19 protein-coding genes and 1 tRNA gene are annotated in these 23,505 nt (G+C 41.3%); 8 read left to right on the plus strand and 12 right to left on the minus strand.

Annotation, left to right across the window (positions count from 1 at the left end; all coding sequences use genetic code 11):
• Positions 1-46: 46 nt before the first annotated feature.
• The 5 genes from gldG to BM291_RS03055 form a co-directional block, all read right to left on the minus strand.
• Positions 47-1,735: a gliding motility-associated ABC transporter substrate-binding protein GldG gene (gene gldG, locus BM291_RS03035; RefSeq protein WP_092894693.1), complete on the minus strand. Its 1,689-nt coding sequence runs from the start codon at positions 1,733-1,735 to the stop codon at positions 47-49.
• Positions 1,732-2,451: a gliding motility-associated ABC transporter permease subunit GldF gene (gldF, locus tag BM291_RS03040; protein WP_092894694.1), complete on the minus strand. Its 720-nt coding sequence runs from the start codon at positions 2,449-2,451 to the stop codon at positions 1,732-1,734. Before gldF ends, gldG begins: the two co-directional genes overlap by 4 nt.
• A gap of 3 nt (positions 2,452-2,454) precedes the next feature.
• Entirely contained in the window at positions 2,455-3,363 is a 909-nt protein-coding gene (gene gldA, locus BM291_RS03045) for a gliding motility-associated ABC transporter ATP-binding subunit GldA (protein WP_092894695.1), read from the minus strand.
• 137 nt (positions 3,364-3,500) lie between these two features.
• Positions 3,501-4,025 carry a TlpA family protein disulfide reductase gene (locus BM291_RS03050; RefSeq protein WP_092894696.1) on the minus strand — a complete coding sequence of 175 codons (525 nt, stop codon included), beginning with the start codon at positions 4,023-4,025 and terminating at the stop codon, positions 3,501-3,503.
• Between the two features lie 171 nt (positions 4,026-4,196).
• Positions 4,197-4,895, minus strand: coding sequence for an SDR family oxidoreductase (locus tag BM291_RS03055; protein ID WP_092894697.1), 699 nt, complete (start codon positions 4,893-4,895; stop codon positions 4,197-4,199).
• A 147-nt stretch (positions 4,896-5,042) separates the two neighbouring features.
• Between BM291_RS03055 and BM291_RS03060 the strand changes: the two genes are divergently transcribed.
• Positions 5,043-6,344, plus strand: a complete 1,302-nt coding sequence (locus tag BM291_RS03060) for an amidohydrolase (protein ID WP_092894698.1) — start codon at positions 5,043-5,045, stop codon at positions 6,342-6,344.
• 93 nt (positions 6,345-6,437) lie between these two features.
• Here the strand turns inward: BM291_RS03060 and BM291_RS03065 are convergent, their stop codons facing one another.
• Positions 6,438-7,811 (minus strand): DEAD/DEAH box helicase, encoded by a 1,374-nt coding sequence (locus BM291_RS03065; RefSeq protein WP_092894699.1) that lies wholly within the window; start codon positions 7,809-7,811, stop codon positions 6,438-6,440.
• A gap of 47 nt (positions 7,812-7,858) precedes the next feature.
• Between BM291_RS03065 and BM291_RS03070 the strand changes: the two genes are divergently transcribed.
• The 5 genes from BM291_RS03070 (at position 7,859) to BM291_RS03090 (ending at position 14,125) form a co-directional block, all read left to right on the plus strand.
• Complete coding sequence (locus BM291_RS03070) at positions 7,859-9,202, plus strand: dihydroorotase (protein ID WP_092894700.1); 1,344 nt, start codon at positions 7,859-7,861, stop codon at positions 9,200-9,202.
• Positions 9,203-9,278: 76 nt separating this feature from the next.
• Positions 9,279-9,354, plus strand: a tRNA-His gene (locus BM291_RS03075).
• Positions 9,355-9,697: 343 nt separating this feature from the next.
• Complete coding sequence (locus BM291_RS03080; protein WP_092894701.1) at positions 9,698-11,614, plus strand: amylo-alpha-1,6-glucosidase; 1,917 nt, start codon at positions 9,698-9,700, stop codon at positions 11,612-11,614.
• A 10-nt stretch (positions 11,615-11,624) separates the two neighbouring features.
• On the plus strand, positions 11,625-12,911 hold the full coding sequence (locus BM291_RS03085; protein WP_092894702.1) for a glycosyltransferase family 4 protein: 1,287 nt from the start codon (positions 11,625-11,627) through the stop codon (positions 12,909-12,911).
• Positions 12,908-14,125, plus strand: coding sequence for a glycoside hydrolase family 57 protein (locus BM291_RS03090; RefSeq protein ID WP_092894703.1), 1,218 nt, complete (start codon positions 12,908-12,910; stop codon positions 14,123-14,125). The genes BM291_RS03085 and BM291_RS03090 overlap by 4 nt, the downstream gene beginning before the upstream one ends.
• 73 nt (positions 14,126-14,198) lie before the next feature.
• On the opposite strand, the gene BM291_RS03095 is transcribed toward BM291_RS03090, so the two are convergent.
• From BM291_RS03095 to BM291_RS03115, 5 genes are all read right to left on the minus strand, one after another.
• Positions 14,199-16,118, minus strand: coding sequence for an outer membrane protein assembly factor BamB family protein (locus tag BM291_RS03095; protein ID WP_092894704.1), 1,920 nt, complete (start codon positions 16,116-16,118; stop codon positions 14,199-14,201).
• A gap of 111 nt (positions 16,119-16,229) precedes the next feature.
• Positions 16,230-17,051 (minus strand): 3-methyl-2-oxobutanoate hydroxymethyltransferase, encoded by an 822-nt coding sequence (gene panB / locus BM291_RS03100; RefSeq protein WP_092894705.1) that lies wholly within the window; start codon positions 17,049-17,051, stop codon positions 16,230-16,232.
• 4 nt (positions 17,052-17,055) lie between these two features.
• On the minus strand, positions 17,056-17,547 hold the full coding sequence (locus BM291_RS03105; protein WP_175499637.1) for a phosphoribosyltransferase family protein: 492 nt from the start codon (positions 17,545-17,547) through the stop codon (positions 17,056-17,058).
• Between the two features lie 61 nt (positions 17,548-17,608).
• Positions 17,609-18,532, minus strand: a complete 924-nt coding sequence (gene rsgA / locus BM291_RS03110; RefSeq protein WP_092894707.1) for a ribosome small subunit-dependent GTPase A — start codon at positions 18,530-18,532, stop codon at positions 17,609-17,611.
• A 102-nt stretch (positions 18,533-18,634) separates the two neighbouring features.
• Positions 18,635-19,879, minus strand: a complete 1,245-nt coding sequence (locus BM291_RS03115; protein WP_092894708.1) for a 3-deoxy-D-manno-octulosonic acid transferase — start codon at positions 19,877-19,879, stop codon at positions 18,635-18,637.
• A gap of 191 nt (positions 19,880-20,070) precedes the next feature.
• Between BM291_RS03115 and BM291_RS03120 the strand changes: the two genes are divergently transcribed.
• On the plus strand, positions 20,071-20,556 hold the full coding sequence (locus tag BM291_RS03120) for a low molecular weight protein-tyrosine-phosphatase (RefSeq protein WP_092894709.1): 486 nt from the start codon (positions 20,071-20,073) through the stop codon (positions 20,554-20,556).
• Between the two features lie 154 nt (positions 20,557-20,710).
• On the opposite strand, the gene BM291_RS03125 is transcribed toward BM291_RS03120, so the two are convergent.
• Entirely contained in the window at positions 20,711-21,835 is a 1,125-nt protein-coding gene (locus BM291_RS03125; protein ID WP_092894710.1) for a Gfo/Idh/MocA family protein, read from the minus strand.
• Positions 21,836-22,071: 236 nt separating this feature from the next.
• Here BM291_RS03125 and BM291_RS03130 point away from each other — a divergent pair, with 236 nt between their 5' ends.
• Complete coding sequence (locus tag BM291_RS03130; RefSeq protein ID WP_092894711.1) at positions 22,072-23,439, plus strand: Gfo/Idh/MocA family oxidoreductase; 1,368 nt, start codon at positions 22,072-22,074, stop codon at positions 23,437-23,439.
• The last annotated feature ends 66 nt before the right edge of the window (positions 23,440-23,505 follow it).

Below are 23,505 nucleotides of genomic sequence, written 5' to 3' on the forward strand. Positions count from 1 at the left end.
TAAATGATTCTCTCAAAAATTAATGAAATAGAAGTACAATAATCAGCTAGTTCAATGGCTTGCTGTATTTATTTCTGCGAATCCACCAGACAATACCACCTAAAAACAATAGCACAACCACTGGTGCCAACACGTTCAGTCCTTGCCAAAAGGTCTTTTGCTGTGCTACTTTCATCTTATTCAATGGACGAATCTTGAAAGTTCGAGTACGGGAAGCAATTATCCCTTCTGGATCTCCAAGATACTGGACTAGATTTTTTAGGAAAAGCTTATTCGCAAAGGTCGTTTGGCTAAACGGATCCTCTCCCAAAGCTAAAGGAGCTCCATCTTCCAAATTAGTTTGTGCCTGAAAAACATCTCCATCTCCTATTACAACCACCTTCCCTTGTCCACTTTCCTTAAAATCAGCTTTGGCAAAGCCATCTGGCAAAAATCTATTTTTATATAAGGAAGTAAATTCTCCTTCCAGCAAATAGGCAAGAGGTAAGTTCTTCAATCCAAACTGCTTCACATCAGGCTGCTGATCCATATCTGCAAAAGCTACTCGAGCTGGAGCTGGCAAAATCCGAGACAAATCTGAGCTAAAGATTAATGGCGTTTTGGTGACACCATCAGCCTTCACAGTATCCAAACTGCTCACAAAACGAAATTGAATTACATCAAGGCCTTTGGTAATTGCATGATCCTGTACTCTTCCAGCTAGTACATAAAAAGGCCAAGGCAAAGGCACCAATTGTTGCTGATCGCCGAAATTTCCTCCCATCACAGGGAAATAGCCGAAGTTCAAATCCTGAATTAAATCCTTGTTGACACGGATTCCATAGCGGAAAAGCAGATTATCCAAGCCCAAATCAATCGGCATAGCCAAGGTTCCTTGACCGCCTGCATTCTCTATTTCCACAGCGACTCCATCTAGTAGCACCACTAGGTTTCCTCCGCCCATGACATACTGATCAAGTAAGTAAACCTCGCGCTCAGTATAGCTTTCTTTTGGACCTTGGATAAAAATCATCTTAAAACCAGCCAAATCTGCTGGTTTCTCAGCTTGCTCAAGTGGGACCTTAAACAATTCAAAATCCCCATCCAATGCTTCTACCAACCCAAAGCCTTCATCTGAACTCATTTCCCCGTGGCCCATAATCATCGCGATGGATGAGGACTCAGGAGAAATCAACTTACGAATAGCATTGCTCAACTCGAATTCCAGGTTTTCAATGGATTGATTAAGGATTTGATCCTGCCCCATTCCCCGATCGCCGCTTAGTACTAAAGCACCTGTTTCATATTCGGCATTACTAACCAAAATCCCTGGGAAAATCAGCTGCTCTTGTTGACCAGAATTTCTCAGCACAGCTAAGTTTGTCGGATTGATCCCATAATCCGATAAGGTCAAAATAAAATCTACTCGTTCGCTTTCTGGCAAACTCAACGGATCAAAATAAGAATAGGTGATCTTTTCAGGACTGTATGAATTGAAGGTTCTAACTGTCTCTTCGATTGATTTCTGCAGACGTCGCATTTCGCCTGGAAGATTCTCCCCCATCAAAAGAATCTCCACATGAAGTGGTTCAGTAATTCCAGTGAGCACTGCTTCCGTAGCAGGATGCAAGGAATAGCGATTCTCCTCTGTTAGGTCAATCCTAAAATTCAAAAATAACGCTAGTAAAACGAACACTAGAATCCCTCCAAAAAGGAGCAACCAAGGCTTAGCGATATATAGAACCGACTTTTTCATTTGTTTCTCAAAACCAAAACTGCCCCACCCAAAAACAACCAAATCATACCGAACAAAAAGAATATATCTGCTGAATCAATCACTCCTCTGCTCAGATTAATGTAATGAAAACTCAAACTCAGATCCGATGCCCAATAGGAAAGATTCCCAAGCTGCATATCTCCCAAAGCTGAGAATCCGAAATACAAAACGAAGCATAAAAACACACCCAGCACGAAAGCAACAACCTGCTGGGAAGTAAGAGCACTTGCAAACAAACCCACTGCAGCGAATACCGCTCCGATCATAATTAATCCTATCCAGGAGCCAAAAAAGCCTGCTTGATCTAAATTTCCAATCGGGTCTCCCAATTGGATAATGCTATAAAAATAAAGTAGTGTAGGCAAAAGCGCCACGAGAACAAGGCAAAGCAAGGCTAAGTATTTGGCCAGAATGATCTGAACCAAAGAAAGCGGGGACGTTCTTAAAAGCTCCCAAGTCCCCGTCTTGCGCTCATCCGCAATAGCTCGCATAGAAAGCGCTGGCACAAGGAAGGTGAATACATAAGGTGTATAAGTGAATAATGCTTCTAGATCTGCAAAACCATATTCGAGCACGCTGCTTTCTGGAAATACCCAGACGATCAAACCAAGCGCTACCAGAAACAATGCTAACACCAGATAGCCCAAAAGGCTTCCGAAAAAGGCATTGATTTCTTTCAGAAAAAGGCTTTGCATAGTTTAGGCGTTGGTGATTTCCCGAAAGATTAATTCCAGATTCTTTTTACTTTGATTGAGGCTGATCAAATTTAATGAACGCTCATGAATGACTTGCATTATTACTTTTCTGGCCGATGCTGGATCAGTGGTAGAAACAAGTAATTCACGTTCTCCCTTTGCGCCAAAGTCTATCTTATCCAAATTAGCAAACCACTCTAGCTCCAGCTCCTCTTCGGTCTCCAGAATTAGTATCGTCTCGTTAGAGTTGGATTTCAAATTTGAAAGTGAATCAGAAGCTAGGATTTTCCCTTTGTTGATGATGACTACATCATGGCAAATAGCCTCTACTTCCTGCATAATGTGCGTGGAAAGAATAAGGGTTTTGTCTCGAGCTACTTCCTGAATCAGGTTTCTGATTTCTACCAATTGATTTGGGTCGAGACCAGTCGTAGGCTCATCCAAAATAATCACTTGGGGATCATGGATCAATGCTCGAGCCAAACCTACTCGCTGTCGATAACCTTTGGAAAGCTGTCCGATTTTCTTGTGCTGCTCAGGTTCAAGCCCTGTGCGATTCAGCATCTCCTTCGTTCTGGATTTCAATAATTGCCCTGACATCCCGTATAATCCACCAGAGAATTCAAGGAATTCCCGTACATACATATCGAGGTAAAGTGGATTGTGCTCAGGCAAGTAGCCGATCAGGCGGCTAACTTCCTTGGGTGAATTTAGAGCATCCATACCCATCACTTTCACATCGCCCGAATCGGCAGACAAAAAACCGGTTATGATTTTCATCGTGGTAGATTTCCCCGCACCATTTGGCCCCAAAAAACCAAGAATTCTTCCCGGCGTTGCCGAAAAAGATACTTCATCAAGCGCTTTTTGATTTCCGTACAGTTTGGTGAGTTTGGATACTTCGAGTGACATGTAGCTTTTTTAGTCAGATCAAAAGTAAGGAAAAAATGCAGTTCCCTTTAGTTACCTAAGATTTGCCAGAGATTGTGAGCAAGGAAGTTTTATCTGACTTGAAAATGCTGTTCAAGTCAGATAAAATTTGATAAAAACTATTTGCCTGAAGCCAATTTCTCTAGCAATAGATCAATGTCGGTAATCCCTACGTATTCAGCCACCAACTGCTTTTTAGCATCATAAACAAAAATAGATGGGACACTTTTTATTTGGTAGTAACTAGCAACTTTCATCTCTGCGTCTAAAAGGAAGTTAACAAAGCCTTTGTCTTTTATCCCTAAGCCGGTTACAAAGCCAATCATTTCGCCCACAGGCTCGACAGTCGTAAAGATTAGATTATAGTCCTTAAACTCATCTATTCTTTTAGAAATCAACCCAAGTTCTTCTTGGCACAAATGACAAGTGGAGTTGAAATAGACATAGAGTGTAGGTTTGCTTCCAGCCAACTGATGAATTGACTTAGGCTCTCCGTTTATATCGTTCAATGTGAAATCTGGAAGGACACTTGGCGCTGTCAAAGTCGAAGCTTCTGCGGTAGTGCCCAGCTGCGATAGATACCCTAGATATGTTCCGCCACCTATAAGGATGACAAGAAGGATAATTAAATTTGTCTTTTTCATTGCTTCGGTCTGTTGAGAAATCTTGCGCAAATTAAACACTTAACACAGCCAAAACAATTCTAAAGCATGCGAAAACACTGACGCCTGCTTTAGAATGAAGTGACACTAGTAAATAGAAAACTCCTTCAAGACGCGACTAGCTCGAAGGAGTCTAACATTGAAATAATAGACTTACTTCTTTCCTTTAGGTCTCAACGGCCTACATTCCACATCTGCCACGAAGTAATTCGGATGCGTTTCCAGTGTTTGCACGATGGTCAACGCGACATCCTGAGGACGCATCATATTTTCATTGGCATTGGCGCCCTCTATCTCATCGAAGAAATTGGTTTGCGTAGATCCCGGATAGATGGTAGAAACTTTGATCCCAAAATCCCGAAGCTCCATATACATGGAATGTGATATTCCGCGCACCGCATGTTTTGTCCCTACATATCCTGCAAAATTTGCTACGCCATTCAGTCCAGCGATAGAGGCAATGTTTAAAATATGTCCTTCATCAGCAGCTTTCATCGCTGGAACCAATCTCTTGCTCACGTAGAAAATCCCGTGGACATTGGTGTCAAACATGGCTTTCCAATCCTCAGAGGACATTTCTTCGAATTTTCCAGAAACACCAAACCCCGCATTATTTACTAGTATTCTGATATCAGAACCCAGCTTACTTGTCGTCTCTTGAAAAGCTTTTTCTACTGACTCCTCTTTTGAAACATCACAGGTGAAAAAATGAAAGTTCTCATGCTGAAAACCCGGATCATTTCTACCCCACCCCACAACGACAGTTCCTTTTTCAATTAACAATTTGACTACTTCCAGTCCTATTCCTTTACTCACGCCAGTTACTACAGCGATCTGATTATTGAGTTGCATAGATTCTTGTTCAAATGATTTATACTACAAAAGTATTTCAGGTGAAATAGTTCTTTTACACTAAGAGTTTCCTCTCTATTCCCTCCAAAAAGCTTGAGCATTAGCACATTTTTCTAAATTTGAATAACAGCAAGACAAACCAGAACCATGAAAAAACTTTTAGGTCCCTTACTTCTTTTTCCGTTGTTGATCGGAACAGGCACTCTAGTCGCACAAACTGAGCTCCGTCCAGCTATCGACACCAAAGCCAATTCAATCGAATCAAAAGTGATTGAGTGGCGCCGAGATATTCACATGTATCCTGAGCTAGGAAATCAGGAAACGCGGACGGCAAAAAAAATCGCTGATCACCTTCGCTCACTTGGAATAGAAGTCACCGAAAATGTAGCCGTTACTGGTGTAGTTGGTGTGTTAAAAGGCGGAAAGCCTGGTCCAACTGTCGCTCTTCGAGCTGATATGGACGGATTGCCAGTGACCGAGCGGAATGAATTACCCTTCAAATCAGTGAATACCGCGACTTACAACGGTCAGGAAACTGGCGTGATGCATGCCTGTGGTCACGATTCTCACGTCGCAATCCTCATGGGAGTAGCCGAAGTCCTCGCCAGCATGAAGGATGATCTGGAAGGAACAGTAAAGTTCATATTCCAGCCGGCGGAGGAAGGTGTTTTTGATGCAGACATGGCCGGAGCTGAGCTTATGGTAAAAGAAGGTGTGATGGAAGATGTGGATGCGGTTTTCGGATTACATATCAATTCGCAGACAGAAGTTGGGAAGATTGGCTATAGATCTGGGCCAATCATGGCAGCAGTGGACAATCTGGAAATCACCGTCAAAGGTGTACAAGCCCATGGAGCTTATCCTTGGTCAAGTGTAGATCCAATCGTAACCAGTTCGCAGATTATCATGGGACTTCAGACTATTCTCTCCAGAAGTGTGAATGTCACCCAAAACCCAGCCGTAGTCACCATAGGAGCCATTCATGGAGGAATCCGTCACAATATTATCCCAGAAGAAGTCAAATTGATAGGAACAGTTAGAACTTTCGGCGATGAGCAACAAAAGCTTGTACATAAGCGAATCAATGAGATTGTGATCAATATTGCTGAAAGCGCAGGAGCTACCGTAGACTTGAAGCTTGAGAAACTATATCCTTCCACCGTAAATAACCCTGATTTGACAAAGGAAATGTTACCATCATTGGAAGCCGCAGCCGGTGCTGAAAATTTAATCTATCTCAATCCAGTAACAGGTGCTGAAGATTTCAGTTTTTTCCAAAGAGAAAAGCCAGGCGTGTTTATCTTTCTTGGAGGCATGAAAAAAGGCGGGGATCCCTTGACAACTCCATCGCATCACACACCAGGATTCTACATCGACGAAGGTGGATTTGTATTAGGAATGCGCGTGTTGAGTTACTTTGTAGTTGACTACATGGGACAGAATAAGTAGAGAGTATTTAGTCTCAAATATCAAGACATAAAAAAACCCGATTCGAAATGAATCGGGTTTTGTGCTTTATAAGGATAAGTATAAACTTTAAACCTACTTCCCCTTATTTTTCTGATGCTTAGTCTTCAGCTGATTTCTGTTGGTTTTGGCTTTGGAGTTCTTATTTCCACGCTTCTTCTCTTTTTCCTGTGCCTCTAAGTGTGCATTTGGCTTTTTATATTCTTTCTTCTCATGGAATGCTCCTTTGTAATCAGGATTATCCCGTTGTAGCAAGCGATCCAATTCACGTGCATAAGCTTGTTTTTCCTCAAAAGGCGTAGCAGTCACATCCACCTCAGCAGGGATTTCTGCTTCCTCCACTTTCATTCGGATGATCTCTTCGATCTTATCGAAGTGGTAAGTTTCTGCTGGGTTGACGAAACTGATCGCCTTTCCTTCTTTCTCAGCTCTACCAGTTCTACCTATTCTATGCACATAATCCTCATAGATCAATGGCACATCGAAGTTGATCACGTGCGACACCATGGTCACATCCAAGCCTCTGGAAGCAACATCCGTTGCAACAAGAATTCGAACATCACCTCCTTTGAAATCTTCAATGGAATTGATTCTTGTATTCTGTCCCTTATTCGCATGGATTACCCTTACATCACCGAAGTTTCGATTATTCAAAAACGCAAAAACCTCTTCTGCATTTCTTCTTGATCTGGTAAAAATAATAGCTCTATTAACCTCCTCATTTTTAAATAACTGAGCGAGGAGATTTAGTTTTGTTCTAATATTTGGCACCAAGTATTTCAACTGACCAATTGTCTCCGCAGTAGTCGCCTGAGGAGTCACCTCCACGCGCTCTGGAAACTCCAGAAACTCCGCAGCAAAACGATCGATTCGCTCTCCAAAAGTTGCAGAGAACAATAAGTTTTGCCTTTTAATAGGAATGATTTCCAAAATCGACCGGATCTGAGGCATAAAACCCATATCCATCATTTTGTCAGCTTCATCTAAAACCAAGGTTTTAATTTCTTTAGTCAGGATTTTTCCTTTTCTATAGATATCCAGAAATCTCCCTGGAGTAGTTACAATGATATCAACTCCTTTTTCTAGGATTTCAATCTGAGTCTTTGGACCCAAACCTCCATAAAGAGCCACCATTCTGAGATCGGTATGCTTTGACATTTGAACAACCACTTCTTCGATCTGCATCACCAACTCACGCGTAGGCGCCATAATCACCGCTCTCGCGTGATCGCCTTGCGCGTATTTCACCTTCATAAGTAGAGGCAACACATAGGCTGCGGTCTTTCCTGTTCCTGTCTGAGCTATCCCTAATACGTCATGGCCAGCAAGCGCAAGTGGAATTGCTTTTTCCTGAATAGGCGTAGGATGAACATATCCAGCATCCGCCACGGCATTTAATAGCTGTCGATTTAGCTTAAATGCTTCAAAAGTTGAGGCCTCATTGCTCATGATTCGTTAATTTTGATTGAAATAGTAAAATCCTAAAAGGAGAAAAGATGAAAAGTATTCTGATCACCGGTGCAAATATAGTCAATGAAGGCCGGATAAGTCTTGGCGATGTGTTAGTAGAAAATGGAAGAATTTCAAAACTGGGGGAAGATCTCAGTACTGAGCAGGCAGATATCCACATTGACGGAACTGGAAAACATCTTTTCCCTGGCCTAATTGATGATCAAGTACACTTCAGAGAGCCTGGGCTTACGCATAAAGCAGAGATCTATACCGAGGCAAAAGCTGGCGTAGCCGGCGGTACTACTTCCTATATGGAAATGCCGAATACAATCCCTCAAGCAACAACTCTAGAATTACTCGAGCAGAAATATTCCCGAGCAGCTGAAGTTTCGATGGCTAATTATTCCTTTTTCATGGGAGCGACTAATAGCAATCTGGATGAGATCATGAAGGTCAATTTCGAAGAAGTGTGCGGATTGAAGATTTTCCAAGGTTCTTCCACCGGAAATATGGTGGTGGATAATATTGAGTCTTTGGAAGGAATTTTCAAAGAATGTAAAGCAATCATAGCAATACACAGCGAAAATGACAGCATCATCAAAGCAAATTTCGATGAATATAAAGCTATCTATGGTGATGACATCCCTGTGAAGTTTCACCCAAAGATCAGGTCAGAAGAAGCTTGTTATGATGCTTCGAGTCGTGCTGTAGCTATGGCCAAAAAACATGGAACGCGCCTCCACATTCTCCATATCAGTACAGCGAAGGAATTGGAGCTTTTCACCAATACTATTCCGCTAGAAGAGAAAAAAGTGACAGCAGAAGCCTGCATCCACCATATGTGGTTCTCTGAGGAAGATTATGACACCAAAGGAAATCTGATCAAATGGAATCCAGCTGTAAAAACAGCCAAAGACCGAGAAGCTATTTTCAATGCTATGCTGGACGGCACCATTGACGTGGTTGCCACAGATCATGCTCCGCATACGCTGGAGGAAAAAGCCCAAGTTTATACTAAAGCCCCTTCTGGCGGACCACTGAATCAACACAGCTTAGTTGCCATGCTTGACTTCTATCATCAAGGCAAAATCAGCTTAGAGAAAATCGCACTAAAAATGAGTCATAACGTAGCAACTTTGTTCCATATCAAGGATCGAGGATTTATAAAAGAAGGATATTATGCTGATTTGGTACTCGTAGACTTAAATAATCCATGGAAAGTAGAAAAAGAAAATATTTTATCTAAGTGTGGATGGTCACCTTTTGAAGGTCATACTTTTCAGTCAAAAGTCACACACACAGTCGTTTCTGGACATTTAGCGTTCGAAAACGGAGCATTCCACGAAGAAAAGAAAGGTGAGCGACTTAAATTTTCAAGAAAATTTTAGAAATCATCTTGCGCTGATATAGGTAAATTATTACTTTTGCAGACCGTTTGGAAGAAACCAGTTCAAACGTATAAATGGTGATTGTAGCTCAGTTGGTTAGAGCGCTGGTTTGTGGATCCAGAGGTCGCCGGTTCGAACCCGGTCTTTCACCCTAAGTAAAGCCCCTCAATCGAGGGGCTTTACTGTTATTAGGCCTCTGTTGGCATAGCATTTGATAAATCGTGCCAGAACTAAACCAACTTCAGATGTTTACTTTGTTCAAAACTTCGCCAAAATTCCCTCAAGTGAAACCCATCAATATCAGGATGGCAAAAAGCTATTTGATGAAATTTGAAGAATCGCTAAGAAATTTCGAAGAAATCCAAAAAGAAGCGATTCATTCCTGATTTTCTCTACAAAAACAAAAGGTTATGGAAACATAACCTTAATTTTTTTCCATTTCATTTTTCTTGTCGGTGCAAAACTCTATTTTTAGCAACATAGAATTTTTCCCCCATGAGTTATATCCATTTCGATAAAACACAACTAATCAATCTGAATTACTCACTCGAAAGAGAGACTATCAGATCTAACCGCTCTGGTGCTTATACCAGCACTTCGATTATTGGTTGTAATACTAGAAAGTACCATGGACTGCTAGTAGTCCCTCAGCCTCAAATCGACTCTCAAAGCCACGTTATGCTTTCTACTGTCCATGAGACGGTCATTCAGCACGGGGCGAGCTTCAATTTGGGTATTAGTAAATTCCCAGGAAATTACTCTCCAAGAGGCCACAAATACCTGGAAGACTTTGATTCTGAGCCTATTCCAAAATTGACATATCGGGTGGGTGGAGTGCTCTTGCAGAAGGAATTGATCTTGGACACCAACCGTGATCGTTTGATGATTCGCTACACGCTCTTAGATGCGCATTCTCCTACAAAAATCAGGATAGCACCATTCCTAGCTTTTAGAGGATTTCATGACCTCTCCAAAGCAAATACTTACATCAACAAAAAATATAAGAAAGCATCAAACGGGGCGGTATTCCACCTTTACGATGCTTACGATCCGCTTTTTCTGCAAGTTTCCAAGAAAGTAGACTTCGTTCCAGCTCCTGACTGGTATTATAATATTGAGTATATCATCGAACGAGAGCGAGGATATGATTATCAGGAAGACTTGTACGTTCCTGGATATTTCGAATTTGATATAGAAAAAGGCGAATCTGTCATTTTTTCTGCAGGGCTGACAGAGGCTGATCCAAAAACACGTCAAAATGCCTTTGACAAAGAAATCGCCAGAAGAACTCCAAGAAATAATTTTGAAAACTGTCTTAAAAACTCGGCCGGACAATTTATCCGGCAGCGAGACGGAGATACTAGAGTTATAGCCGGATACCCTTGGTTTGGGTGGTGGGGAAGAGATACGTTTGTAGCAGCTCCTGGGCTAACACTTTCTACAGGGAATCCTAAGACCTTTTTAGACATTATGGACACTATGTCTCGTGATCTTAAAGGCCCACTTTTCCCTAATGTAGGCAGCGGTGTGACGACCAATATGAATTCTATTGATGCACCCCTCTGGTATTTCTGGGCATTGCAGCAATACATTAAATACACAGGAGACAGTAAGACCATCAAAGACCGCTACCTAGGCAAAATGAAAGGGATTATTGATGGCTACCTAAAAGGCACCGATTTCAATATCCATGTTCAGGAAAATGGTCTAGTATACGGCGGCGAAGAAGGCAAAGCACTTACTTGGATGGATGCAGTCACCCCAGATGGGCCTGTAACTCCGAGAACTGGATGTCCTGTAGAAATTCAGGCACTTTGGTATAATGCCCTATGCTTCTATCATGAATTGACGGGCGATGAAGAAATCGCAAGTCACGCGGCAAAAATCAGCTCAACGTTCGAAAAGGAATTCTGGTCAGAAGAACATGGCTATTTGGCAGATTTTATAAATGGTGAGGAAAAGGATTGGTCTATACGTCCAAATATGATTTTTGCCACATCACTACCCTATGTGATGCTCAGCGATGATAAATGTGATCAGGTGCTAGAAACAGCAAAAGCAAAACTTCTTACTACTAGGGGAATGCGTTCGCTATCACCTGATGACCCGGCATACAAAGGCTATTATTTCGGAGATCAAATAAGTAGAGATCAAGCTTACCATAATGGTACAGTGTGGGTTTGGCCGCTTGGGCATTTTGTAGAGGGATATATTAGGCTTCATGGTAAATCAGGAGCGAATTTTATACAAAAAATCGTAAAAGGTTTTGACGGCGTGATGACGCAATATGGCGTGGGAGCAGTAGCAGAGATATATGATGGGGATCCACCGCATCGCCCGAAAGGCGCGATTTCACAGGCGTGGAGCGTATCAGAATTGCTTAGAATGATGGATTTGGTCAAAAAGATATAAAAGACTTTTTATGAAGGTGCTAATGTTTGGGTGGGAATTCCCACCACATATTTCAGGAGGTCTTGGGACAGCGTGCTATGGTTTGGTCAAAGGAATGGCCCATCACAATCAAGACATAATATTTGTAGTACCTAAACTCTGGGGAGACGAGGAACCGCTGGCAGATTTTGTCAATGCGAGTGACGTCACCATTGATTACCGTGAAAAACGGTTTAAAAAATTCTGGAAAAACCTCACTTACCTAGAAGTAAGTAGCTTTCTAGTCCCATATCTGGGTCCAGATGAATTTAAAAAATACACAGACTACGCTATCCACGACAGGACTGATGTAGATGAAAGTGTATTTTCAAATAAATTTGAATTCAGTGGCAAGTATGGCAAAGACTTGATGATGGAAGTTTCTCGCTATGCACTAGTAGCAGCACACATTGCCAAATCCAAAGAACACGACATCATTCACGCACACGATTGGCTTTCTTTCCCTGCCGGAATAGCAGCAAAAGAAATCAGTGGCAAGCCACTGGTTGCTCACGTGCACGCAACTGAATTTGATCGCTCAGGCGAATCTGTTAATCAGGTAGTTTATGACATTGAAAGAGCTGGAATGCATGCTGCAGACCATATAGTCGCAGTAAGTCAACTGACCAAGAATATTATCATCAAGAAATATGGAATACCTGCTAGCAAGGTAACGGTGCTTCACAATGCAGTATTGGACGCAAGCATAATTAAGTCTAGCTACAAAAAGAAGGTTCCAGAAAAAATAGTAACCTTCTTAGGAAGAATCACCTTTCAGAAAGGCCCTGAATATTTTGTGGAAGCAGCCAAAAAAGTTATCGAGCGAGATCCTAATGTGCGCTTTGTAATGGCTGGTAACGGAGATTTATTGAATCGAATGATCGACCGCGTAGCCGAGCTTCGAATGGGTACCAAATTCCATTTCACCGGCTTTCTAAAAGGTGATGATGTAGATCACATGTATGCTATCTCAGATGTATACGTGATGCCTTCCGTATCTGAGCCCTTTGGGATTTCTCCTTTAGAAGCTGTAAGACACAACACACCAGTGATTATCTCTAAGCAGTCTGGCGTAGCTGAGGTCCTAAATAACGCTATCAAGGTTGACTTTTGGGACATAGACTCTACTGCAGATGCCATTTTCGCACTGCTACATTATGATGGTATTGCCAAAATGTTCAAAGAACTGGGAACTGAAGAATTGAAAAAATTAAAATGGGAGCATGTGGCTGAAAAACTTGTCAATGTGTACCAAAAAACATTATCGCAGAAACCATGAGAACCATATGCTTTTACTTCCAGGTTCATCAGCCATACCGTCTGAAGCCTTATCGTTTTTTTGACATCGGAGACGATCATCATTATTGGGACGATTTTTCCAATCGCAGTATCATGAGAAAAGTAGCTCAAAAATGCTACCTACCTATGAATGCTTTGCTGTTGGAGATGATACACAAGTATGATGGTGCCTTTAAAGTAAGTTTCTCCATGTCGGGTGTATATCTGGACCAACTTGAAGCTTATGCTCCAGATGTTCTGGAAAGCTTTCAGAAACTTGTTGCCACAGGTCATTGCGAATTGCTCAACGAGACCTATGCACACACTTTAGCAGCTTTGAAAAGCAAAGATGAGTTTCAAAGCATGGTGAAAAAACATCAGGAAAAAATCAAGAAACTTTTCAATGGGTATCAGCCAAAAGTATTTAGAAACACAGAGCTAATCTATTCAGATCAGATTGGAGCTATGGTTGCGGAAATGGGATTTGATGCCATTCTAACAGAAGGCGCAAAGCACATTCTGGGATGGAAAAGCCCTAATTATGTGTACTGCAATAGCATAGATCCTAAACTAAAAGTATTACTCAAAAACTTCCAGCTCTCTGATGATATCGCATTTAGATTTGGAAATAAAGGCTGGGAAGATTATCCGCTTACTACAGACAAGTTTGTTAAATGGATAAATGATGTTCCTGAAGATGAAGAGACAATTAATCTATTTATGGATTATGAGACCTTCGGCGAGCATCAGTGGGCAGAGACGGGGATTTTTGAATTCATGAAGGCTCTTCCTGAAGCTGTATTCAGCAAGACTAACTTCACTTTTTCCACTCCATCTGAGGTGGCGGCTAAGATCCCGCCAGTTGGAAAAATCCATGTTCCTATCCCTATTTCTTGGGCAGATGAAGAGCGAGATTTAACAGCGTGGCTAGGAAATGATCTTCAGGATGAAGCCTTTGACAGGTTGTTTGAAATGGAAGAATTGGTCAAAAGTATTGATGACGATGATATTCAGCGAGATTGGACCTACTTACAGACCAGTGATCACTTCTACTACATGTGTACCAAGTTCTTCTCTGACGGAGATATTCACGCGTATTTCAGTCCTTATGAATCACCTTACGAAGCTTTTATCAATTACATGAATGTGCTAAGTGACTTCATGATAAGAGTGAAAGAAAAGATTAGCGAAAATAAAGCTAGCCAATTGAACTAGTTATTATCTATAAAAGCAAAAAGACCGATCACGATCGGTCTTTTTGCTTTTATATGGCTCAAATTATTCTAACCTAGAACACATATCCATGGACCTCTTTTTTGGAAGGTTTGTAGAATATCATTCCGTTTTCTGGGTCAGAATCAAAAGTAGGTTCTTTGTCATTCAACTTGATTTCGCCAGTTGATTTCCCACTAACTTTATCAACTCTCACCAATCCATTCCCATCTCCTACATCGGTTAAAATAAAAGAGTTTGTCCCTCTTGATATTGTTGCCTTGAACCTCTTTCCTGCTGCTGCCGCCATACCATCTGCGATACCTGAGTAGAAGTCCGCTTGACGCTTATAATCTTCGCCATACTTGTTGTAACTCACATTAGAGTAGGTATTGTGGTTTGCTCCAGCTGCCGCAGAAGAGGCCACCGTCATGGCCAAAGCTGCTACTTGTACTGTACGCAATGCAATCCTACCGGCAAGCGATATCTTAGGAGAAGGCCAGTGACCTTGATACAACACTCTGCCTGAATCATCGAAACCCAACATATTTTGGCTTGAGGATAACACGAAATTAGTTCCAGTATATTCCAATTGATCTGGAGTCTCCTTTTCCTTGAATTTGATATCATCTATGATCACGCGCTTCTCCCCTGTAATCAAATCCACATTATATATCTTACCATTTGCATAGAAAATCTCTTCAATCATAGAAGGTTTTGCTCTTAAAACAGTCTCGCCTTTAATCATGTTTTTACCGTCCCAAATCGGTTTCCCATCAAAATCAAACAATCCAATTGAGCCATCCTCATTTCTATACATAATCCCCGCACCTGTTAACTGGTCAATTTCAATCCCTTTGATTTTCTCAGACCACTTTTCCTCACCCGTGTGCTTATCCAATACGGTCAGGTATTTCCCCTTCTCACCAACAGCTATACCGTGTTCTCCTCCCATATCCACGACTACTCCATCTAGCTTTTTAGCCGTCCATTTCACTTCTCCAGACTCTGAATCAAATAAGGTGAAATTCTTCTCATCTGCTGCGATCACACCATAATGCTCAGCACTAAGCATGGGGGCATCTTTTGAGGAAAGTTCCTTTTCCCACTTCACATTTCCTGAGTTAAGATCCAAGGCGGTAAGCAATCCATTACTTCCTTTTTTCTGATAGATATAGCCGTCTGTCACATTCAAATTAGCTCCAAATGACTGGAATGTATTTTTCTTTTCTGCTACAGCATATGACCATAACACCTTTCCTGTTTTCGCATCTACCTTTGACGCAATATTATCCCCAAGCAAAAAGAGATTACCATCCTCTGTGATCAAAGGTTCAAAATTAGCATTCACCTGGTCATTAGCCCACAACTCCTTTCCAGACTCCAAGTCAATCAATTTGGTGAGTTGATAAGAAGGGGTTCCTTGAGCTTTGATATCAATCCATGTGCCTGACACCATCACAGCCTTCAATTCAGGTATGTAGGCACTCCCTTCATAATTAAAAGTAGCGGTCTCAGAACCCATTGCCTTAAGGGAAGTAAGAACCTTCTGTGTTGGAAAACCTGCTTTGGCTGGAGATGTCACTACTTCACCCGTACGAAGATTCAGCACAACAAAGTTTTTTACAGATACCCAGTCAGTATATTTTATAACAGCAAAATCTGACACTTTAGGATCTGAATCATCGGTCAATACCTGAATCAATGCCTCGGTATATTTCTGGTTTTTCCCATCCGCACCTTTTATTGCCTTAGCAGAATTGTAGAGATCCTCATTTGACCACAATAACTTTCCATTGGTAGCATCTACACCATGCAACCCCCAGTCAGAACTACCAATGAGTAGAATTTTATTTGGTGTGTATCTGGTCCATTCTACACCTTTGTCCAGCGTCACTTTCCAGGCTGGTTCTTGAGCAAAACTTGAAGTCACTGCCGCTAGGATTAGGGCTAGGCTTAAGCAGATTTTTGATTTTAATGAGTAGGAATTTTTCATAGTAAAAAGATTTTACTCAAAGCTATGAGGTAGCTCCTACTCAATCCATACGCCATCTGCCCTATATCTTAGGCAAAAAAAAGAGCCTCGAAAGGCTCTGGATTCATTTGATCAATAACTCTCTCCCTCATTCGGAAAATCCTTGCTCTTCACATCTTTGATATATTGGCCGAAGGCCTCCATCATTATTCCTTGTAGATCGGCGTATTGCCTTAAGAACCTTGGTTTGAATTCTTGAGTGATTCCCAGCATATCGTGCATCACTAATACCTGACCATCCACTCCTCCTCCTGCTCCAATACCTATAATGGGAATGGATACAGACTCAGCTACTTTCTTGGCTAGATCAGCAGGGATTTTCTCCACCACTATCGCAAAACAGCCTAGCTCTTCCAAAAGCTTTGCATCCTCCAAAAGCTTATTGGCTTCTGTATCTTCTTTGGCTCTTACAGTATATGTTCCAAACTTATATATTGACTGAGGAGTCAACCCCAAATGCCCCATTACCGGAACACCCGCACTTAATATTCTAGCAACTGATTCTTTAATCTCAGATCCACCCTCTACTTTGACAGCATGTGCACCAGATTCTTTCATGATCCGAATAGTGGAGCGCAATGCCTCCGAGCTATTTCCTTGGTAACTCCCAAAAGGAATATCCACGACCACAAAAGACCTACTTACAGCACGGACTACAGCTGAAGCATGGTAGATCATTTGATCCAATGTGATAGGCAGAGTAGTCTCATGACCAGCCATGACATTGGATGCCGAATCGCCTACCAAGATGATATCGATCCCAGCCGCATCAACGATTTTGGCCATAGAATAATCATAGGCTGTGAGCATGGAGATCTTCTCACCACGATCTTTCATTTCCTGAAGAATGTGCGTGGTAATTCGCTTGACGTTAGCAGATGAGTGTACAGACATAATATTAGTGGAGATGAACGCAGAAATTATCTCCTGAGAAATCTACTTTGATATGTTCATTAAGAGTAGTAGAAAGTTCGAAGCCCGTGTAATCGGGACGAATTGGAAAAAGTCCATGACTACGGTTTACCAGCACGGCTATTTCCATTTTATAAAGCTCCTCATCCAAAAATGGCTTCATGGCATATACCAACGTTTTGCCAGTATTGAGCACATCGTCCACAAGGATCAATGTTTTCCCTTGTAGATCAATTTCATTAGAAAGCTGAACTTCCTCAGAAGCAACATGCGCTTTATCCAAAATAATTTTGACTTGCTCTATTTCTAAAGGGGAAATCGCTTTCAGTTCTGTTGCTAAAAGATTAGCCAGAATTTCTCCCATTCCAGAAATCCCTGCTAACACAACGGCTTTTGAATTGAGATTCCTTTCGTAGATCTCATAGGCCATTCTCGTGATTTTCTTCTTTATCTGCTGGTGATTGAGTACTTCGCTCATGGTGTTTTTCAAAAATGAAAATTAGGCCAATTCTACTTGGATTCAAAATTAAGAGAACAGCTTATCTATAGTCGTCTTCCTCATTTAGTATATTCAAATAGCTTTCATATCGGTAAGGATGAATATATCCGGCCTCCACTTTCTCCAGCACGACACAGCCTGGCTCATTCACATGTTGACAATTATTGTATTTGCATTGTCCTAGGTATTTTCTCATTTCAGGAAAATAATGTGAAAGCTCATTATCCTCAATATCAAGTATCCCAAACTCCTTAATCCCAGGAGTATCTATCAAATCACCTCCGTATTCTAAGGCAAAAAGCTCTGCAAAAGTAGTCGTGTGAACACCTTTAGCTGTAAAGCCCGAAACCTCCTTGGTATGCTGAGTGGCAGCAGGAACTAAAGCATTCAACAAAGTGGACTTGCCAACTCCAGAATGTCCAGATATTAACGTGGACTTACCTGCCAGAACTGATTTGAATTTATCTTTCAAATTCTCCTCTTTCAAGGCTGAAACTTCAATCACCTGATACCCCAATGGCTCGTAGATCTCATGAATATCCAACAGCCAGTCATCCGCCTTCTCACCAGACATCTGATCCATTTTGTTCACCACCAAAATTGCAGGAATCCTAAAACTCTCTGTACTGACAAGAAATCTATCAATAAAGCCTAAGGATGTTCTTGGGCTTTTCATGGTAATAACCAGTATCGCTTGATCAAGATTGCTGGCAATGATATGTGAAAAATGTTGCTTTCGCGTAGACTTTCGTATCACATAGTTTTCTCTAGGCAAAATATCAAAAATCACTGCCGTCTCCTGATTTTCTTCCCTATCCATCTCCACCCAATCACCCACCGCAATAGGATTGGTCAGCTTAAGGTCATCTTGCTTAAACTTCCCCTTCAATCGGCAAGCAACGACTTCGTCGTCGGATTGCACCAAATACCAACTTCCGGTAGATTTTATAACTCTTCCTTTCATCTGTTAATTATTGTTTTTTAGCGATCATACCGATAGCTATCTGGCGAAATCTAGCAAGGCTTATACTTATCCTAATATGTATCTCTTGCGTCATGATCGAATTCATGCTCTTGACACTAGTTTCTCTACCTTGTTAATGATTTTTGCCGCAGCTCCCATATTCATTTCCACCCATTTTCGAGCTGAATCCGCACTGTCTAGATAGAAATCTGGCTGCTCCATTTTCTCAAAAACTAACTTTAAACTCTCCACATCACTGACCTCAAACCCACAACCATTCGCCTGACTTTCTGCCGATTCTGGAAATTTAGAGGTGTTTTTCAACTTCCCAAAAATCACAGGTATGCCGAACCCAAGCGGTTCCAAAATATTATGTAGCCCTTTGCCAAATGCTCCGCCTACATAAGCGACCTTGGCAAATTGATACAATGAACTTAGCATTCCAATATTATCTATGAAAAGTACGTCAGCTGCCTCCTTCTTATCCCATTTCGAATACCTAGCTGTGGTTAAAGATAGCTGGTCTGCCCATCGCTTCATCGGTTCCGGATTCAAATCATGTGGAGCAATAATCCATCGATACCCAGGATTAGCATTCATCAACGGAATAAGCAAATCCATATCTTCCTGCCAAACCGAACCTGCAACCACAGTCGGGAAGTTACCTACCCAATCAAGTAGCTCAGGGAAATCTTTACGATTTCTGGCGGTCTCTGCCACTCTATCAAATCGCGTATCCCCAGCTATACTTGCAGTAGAATAGTCAATCGCCTGGAGTAAGTCGAGCGTATTTTGATTTTGAGTGAAAATATAATCGAATTGAAAAAGAATCTTTCTAAAGAACCCATCTCGCTTAAAATAAATCTGATCAGGTCTAAAGGATGCAGAAAAAAGGAAAAGTGGAATTCCTCTTGATTTTATAGCATCTATATGATGATGCCAGAGATCGTATTTCACAAAAAATACAATACTTGGCTGCAATACATTTAAAAACTTCTCTGCCATAGTTTTACTATCCAGAGGCAAATAAGTAATGAAGTCCACAAAGGGTTGACTCTTTTTGATCACATTATCAAAACCTGATGGACTAAAAAAACTTACTACGATTAGTTGGTTAGGTTGCACACGTTTTAATTCGACAATCACAGGCTTAGCTTGCTCATACTCACCTAATGAAGCCACATGAAACCACGCCAAAGCACCAGGATTGTTAGACCTAAACTCTACAAGTCTCAGAAATAGATTTTTTCTACTAGAAGAGAAATGTCTAATTTTGGGAATGAACAGTCCGCCAAGGAGCAAAAGTATCCTGGCAAAAAATATCCCGATTCTATAAATCCATTTCATTTGTCAAAAGTAGCCATTTGACGGGAAATAGTTTTATTCGCAAAAAATTCACCTAGGGAAGATCGTTAATACACTGATTTTGAGATTTTCATGAAAAAAAAGACAAATTCAGCCGTGCATTTTCCCCTAAAAATAAGTACTTTCAAAACCTTCGTTTTTTAAGTAGCGTGTTCAGTTAGAGTTTAAATAATATGATTAGAGTTTTATTTGTTTGTCTAGGTAATATTTGCCGTTCACCTTTAGCTGAAGCTATTTTTACTCATAAGGTGCAGGCTGCAGGAATGCAGGCACAATTTAAGAGTGACAGTGCAGGTACATCTGATTTCCATATTGGAGAATTACCAGACGAGCGAACTATAAAGTGTGCTGCTAAATACAACCTGCCTCTGAAGCACCGTGGCAGACAAGTTAACCGTACGGATTTTAGAGATTTCGAGTATATCCTGGCTATGGATGACAATAACCTTAGAAATTTAAACAACCTAAAAGCCAGATACGGCTTCGCTGACAAAGAAATCTACTTGATGCGAGATTTTGTGACGGAAACACAGGGCATGCCCGTTCCTGATCCCTATTATGGCGGAGAAGAAGGATTTGAGGAAATATATCAGATTTTGGATGAGGCCCTTGACAGTTTCCTGGCACAGGTGAAAGCTACTCACCATCTCTACGCTTAAGAAAAGCGAGTTTTTAAGCAGCTTTTTTTTCAAAAAATAGAATCTTTTTTATTACTACCTGAGCTTGATAATCAAGTAGCTAGGTATAGCCTATCCTGCAGGAATTGAGGTATTATCAATGAATTTGCAAGATAGGCCAGTATGTCTTTAAGGATTAGGCAAGTTTCAATGTTACTTTCTCCCCTGTCTTTACAGCTTTGAAAATAGCATCGATAATCTTCATATCCTTCACTCCCTCTTCTCCATTCACTGGAACTTCGGGCTTTTTTCCGTCAAAAATAATCGCTGCCATCTCATCCATCTGCACAGCTTGATGGGTAGTGTGGGGCTTATCTAATGGGCCTTGATTAGTTTTTCCTTTGATAGGCCCATAACCTGTAGATGGCTGCATTTCTGCCCAGCCTTTTGTTCCATTGAGGAAAAAACGATCTAAATTATTCATACTATAGGTAGAAAGACAGGATGCAACAGCCCCACTTGGAAATCCCATTTGAAACTGTATTGTCTCATCGATTCCCTCTTTGAATTTCTCAGGATTATTCTTTGTCTCTTGAGCAGTCACCCAGATTGGGTCTTCTCCCAACATATATCTAGCTCCATTGATGGAGTAAATACCTATATCCATCATCGCTCCACCACCCGAAAGTGACTTTTGTAATCTCCATTGACTAGGATCACCAATAATAAATCCACTTAGTCCTTGAAAAAACAAAGGAGTTCCAAACTCACCAGCCTTTCGCATTTTAATCACTTCCAATGTATTTGCTTCGAAGTGCATTCTATACCCGATTAGTAAATGGACCCCCGCAGCTTTGCAAGCATCTATCATCGCTTGCCCATCTGCCGCATTGACCGCCATAGGCTTTTCACAGATCGCATGCTTACCTGCTTTCGCTACTCGAATCACCTGATCCTTGTGTAAGCCATTTGGTGTGATTACATAGACAGCATCGATGTCTGGATTATCCTTGATCGCATCGAAGTTTTCATAATTGTAGCAGTTTTTAGCAGGAATACCATACTTGGTTTTCCATGCTTCCACTTTTGAAGGAGTGCCACTGATTACTCCCACCAACTTGGTTCTTTTAGTTTCTTGAATAGCCTCGGCTACTCTTGTGCCATAGCTCCCTAAACCCATGATAGCTACTCGTAATGGCTTTTCGTCCATTTTTTTAGCATCGAGAAAATTAGGCATTGCAGAAATTGGGTTAAATGTTGAAATATTTAATGCTAAGGCTGAAAGCCCAGCTTTTTGGAGAAAAATTCTTCTGGATTTCATGAAAAGGTAGGTTTAATGGTCATTGTTAGCTTGAAAATAAGGAATAAAAACCAAACTTCATTTTAAGAGAATTTCGTCTCTTTGTAAATTGTTCGAAGCCAATAGCCTATTGTATTGAAAAATTTATTTTGAATAGTTCAAAAGACTACCTACAAGCTCCATTCATCTAATTTCATTTGCTAAGGATTTCTGTTTTTGTATCTTAAGAGATGCAATAAACCTCAAACCCAATCTAAATGAATACACTCAATAGAAGAGATTTTCTCAAAGGCTCTTCCGCGTTAGCAACACTAGCAAGTTTCGGCCTTTTAGGCATGGACTTCAAAGATCGAGAAGGCCCCTTACAGGTGGCTCTAATCGGAGCAGGCTGGTATGGAAAATCGGATCTTTTTCGACTCATCCAAGTAGCAGATGTAGAAGTAGTCGGTCTTTGTGATCCAGATAAAAATATGCTGAAAGCCGCAGGAGATATGGTGGCTACTCGACAAAAATCTGGAAAAGTCCCCGCACTCTATGAAGATTACAAGGAACTTTTGGCCAAAGAAAAGCCAGAGTATGTAATCATCGGCTCACCTGATCACTGGCATGCACTAATGTGCATCGATGCACTGAAAGCAGGAGCTCACGTCTATGTACAAAAGCCTATTTCGGTGGACGTCATTGAAGGAGAAGCCATGATTGCTGCTGCCAGGAAATATAATAAGAAAGTACAAGTGGGAACTCAACGTAAAAGTACCCCACATCTGATCGATGCAAAAGAGCAGATCATTGATACAGGAAAGTTGGGGAAAATATCTCATGTGGAAATTTGCTGTTATTTCCACATGCGTGCCAACGGAAACCCTCCAGTAGAACCAGTGCCTGAATTCTTCAATTACGATCTGTGGACAGGCCCAGCCCCTTTGAGACCATATGATGGAATCCCTCACAGACGATGGTGGAGAACATTTATAGAATATGGAAATGGCATCACTGGAGACATGTGTGTGCACATGCTTGACACCGTTCGCTGGATGCTTGATTTGGGATGGCCTACTCAGATCACATCCACAGGAGGTATTTACGTGCAAAAAGACGGCAAGTCAAATATTTCAGACACCCAATCGGCAATTTTTGAGTATCCTGAATTAAACGTTGTTTGGCAACATAGAACATGGGGTAATCCAGACGATGCAAATTATCCTTGGGCATTTAAGATTTTTGGAGATAAGGGAATGCTGGCAGGGAGCACCATGCAGGCAGATTACACTCCTTTAGATAAGGATGAAAAGCCAATTCATTTTGATTGTCTTTTCGAGCGTGAAAAATATCCGGAAGATGTTACTGAGCCAGATATAGAACTTAATGCAGCACCTGCTACCCGACTACACATGCAGGACTGGTTGAAAGCTATCGGAAACGATACACTTCCAATTGCTGACATAGAAGAAGGGCATATTTCTACCGCCTCCTGCATCTTGGCAAATATCTCCATGGATTTGGGAGGTAGAGCGCTGAAATACGATCCAAAGACAATGACAGTGATTGGTGACAAAGAGGCGACAGGGCGATTAAGAAGACCATATAGAAAGGGATACACTCACCCTGAGCCAACCAAAGTCTAATTACTTCATAAAAAACATGGAAGCCGAGTCTCATAAAAAGGGGCTCGGCTTCTATTTTTAACTACA

The organism is Algoriphagus aquimarinus, assembly GCF_900112005.1.
Taxonomy (GTDB): Bacteria; Bacteroidota; Bacteroidia; order Cytophagales; family Cyclobacteriaceae; genus Algoriphagus; species Algoriphagus aquimarinus.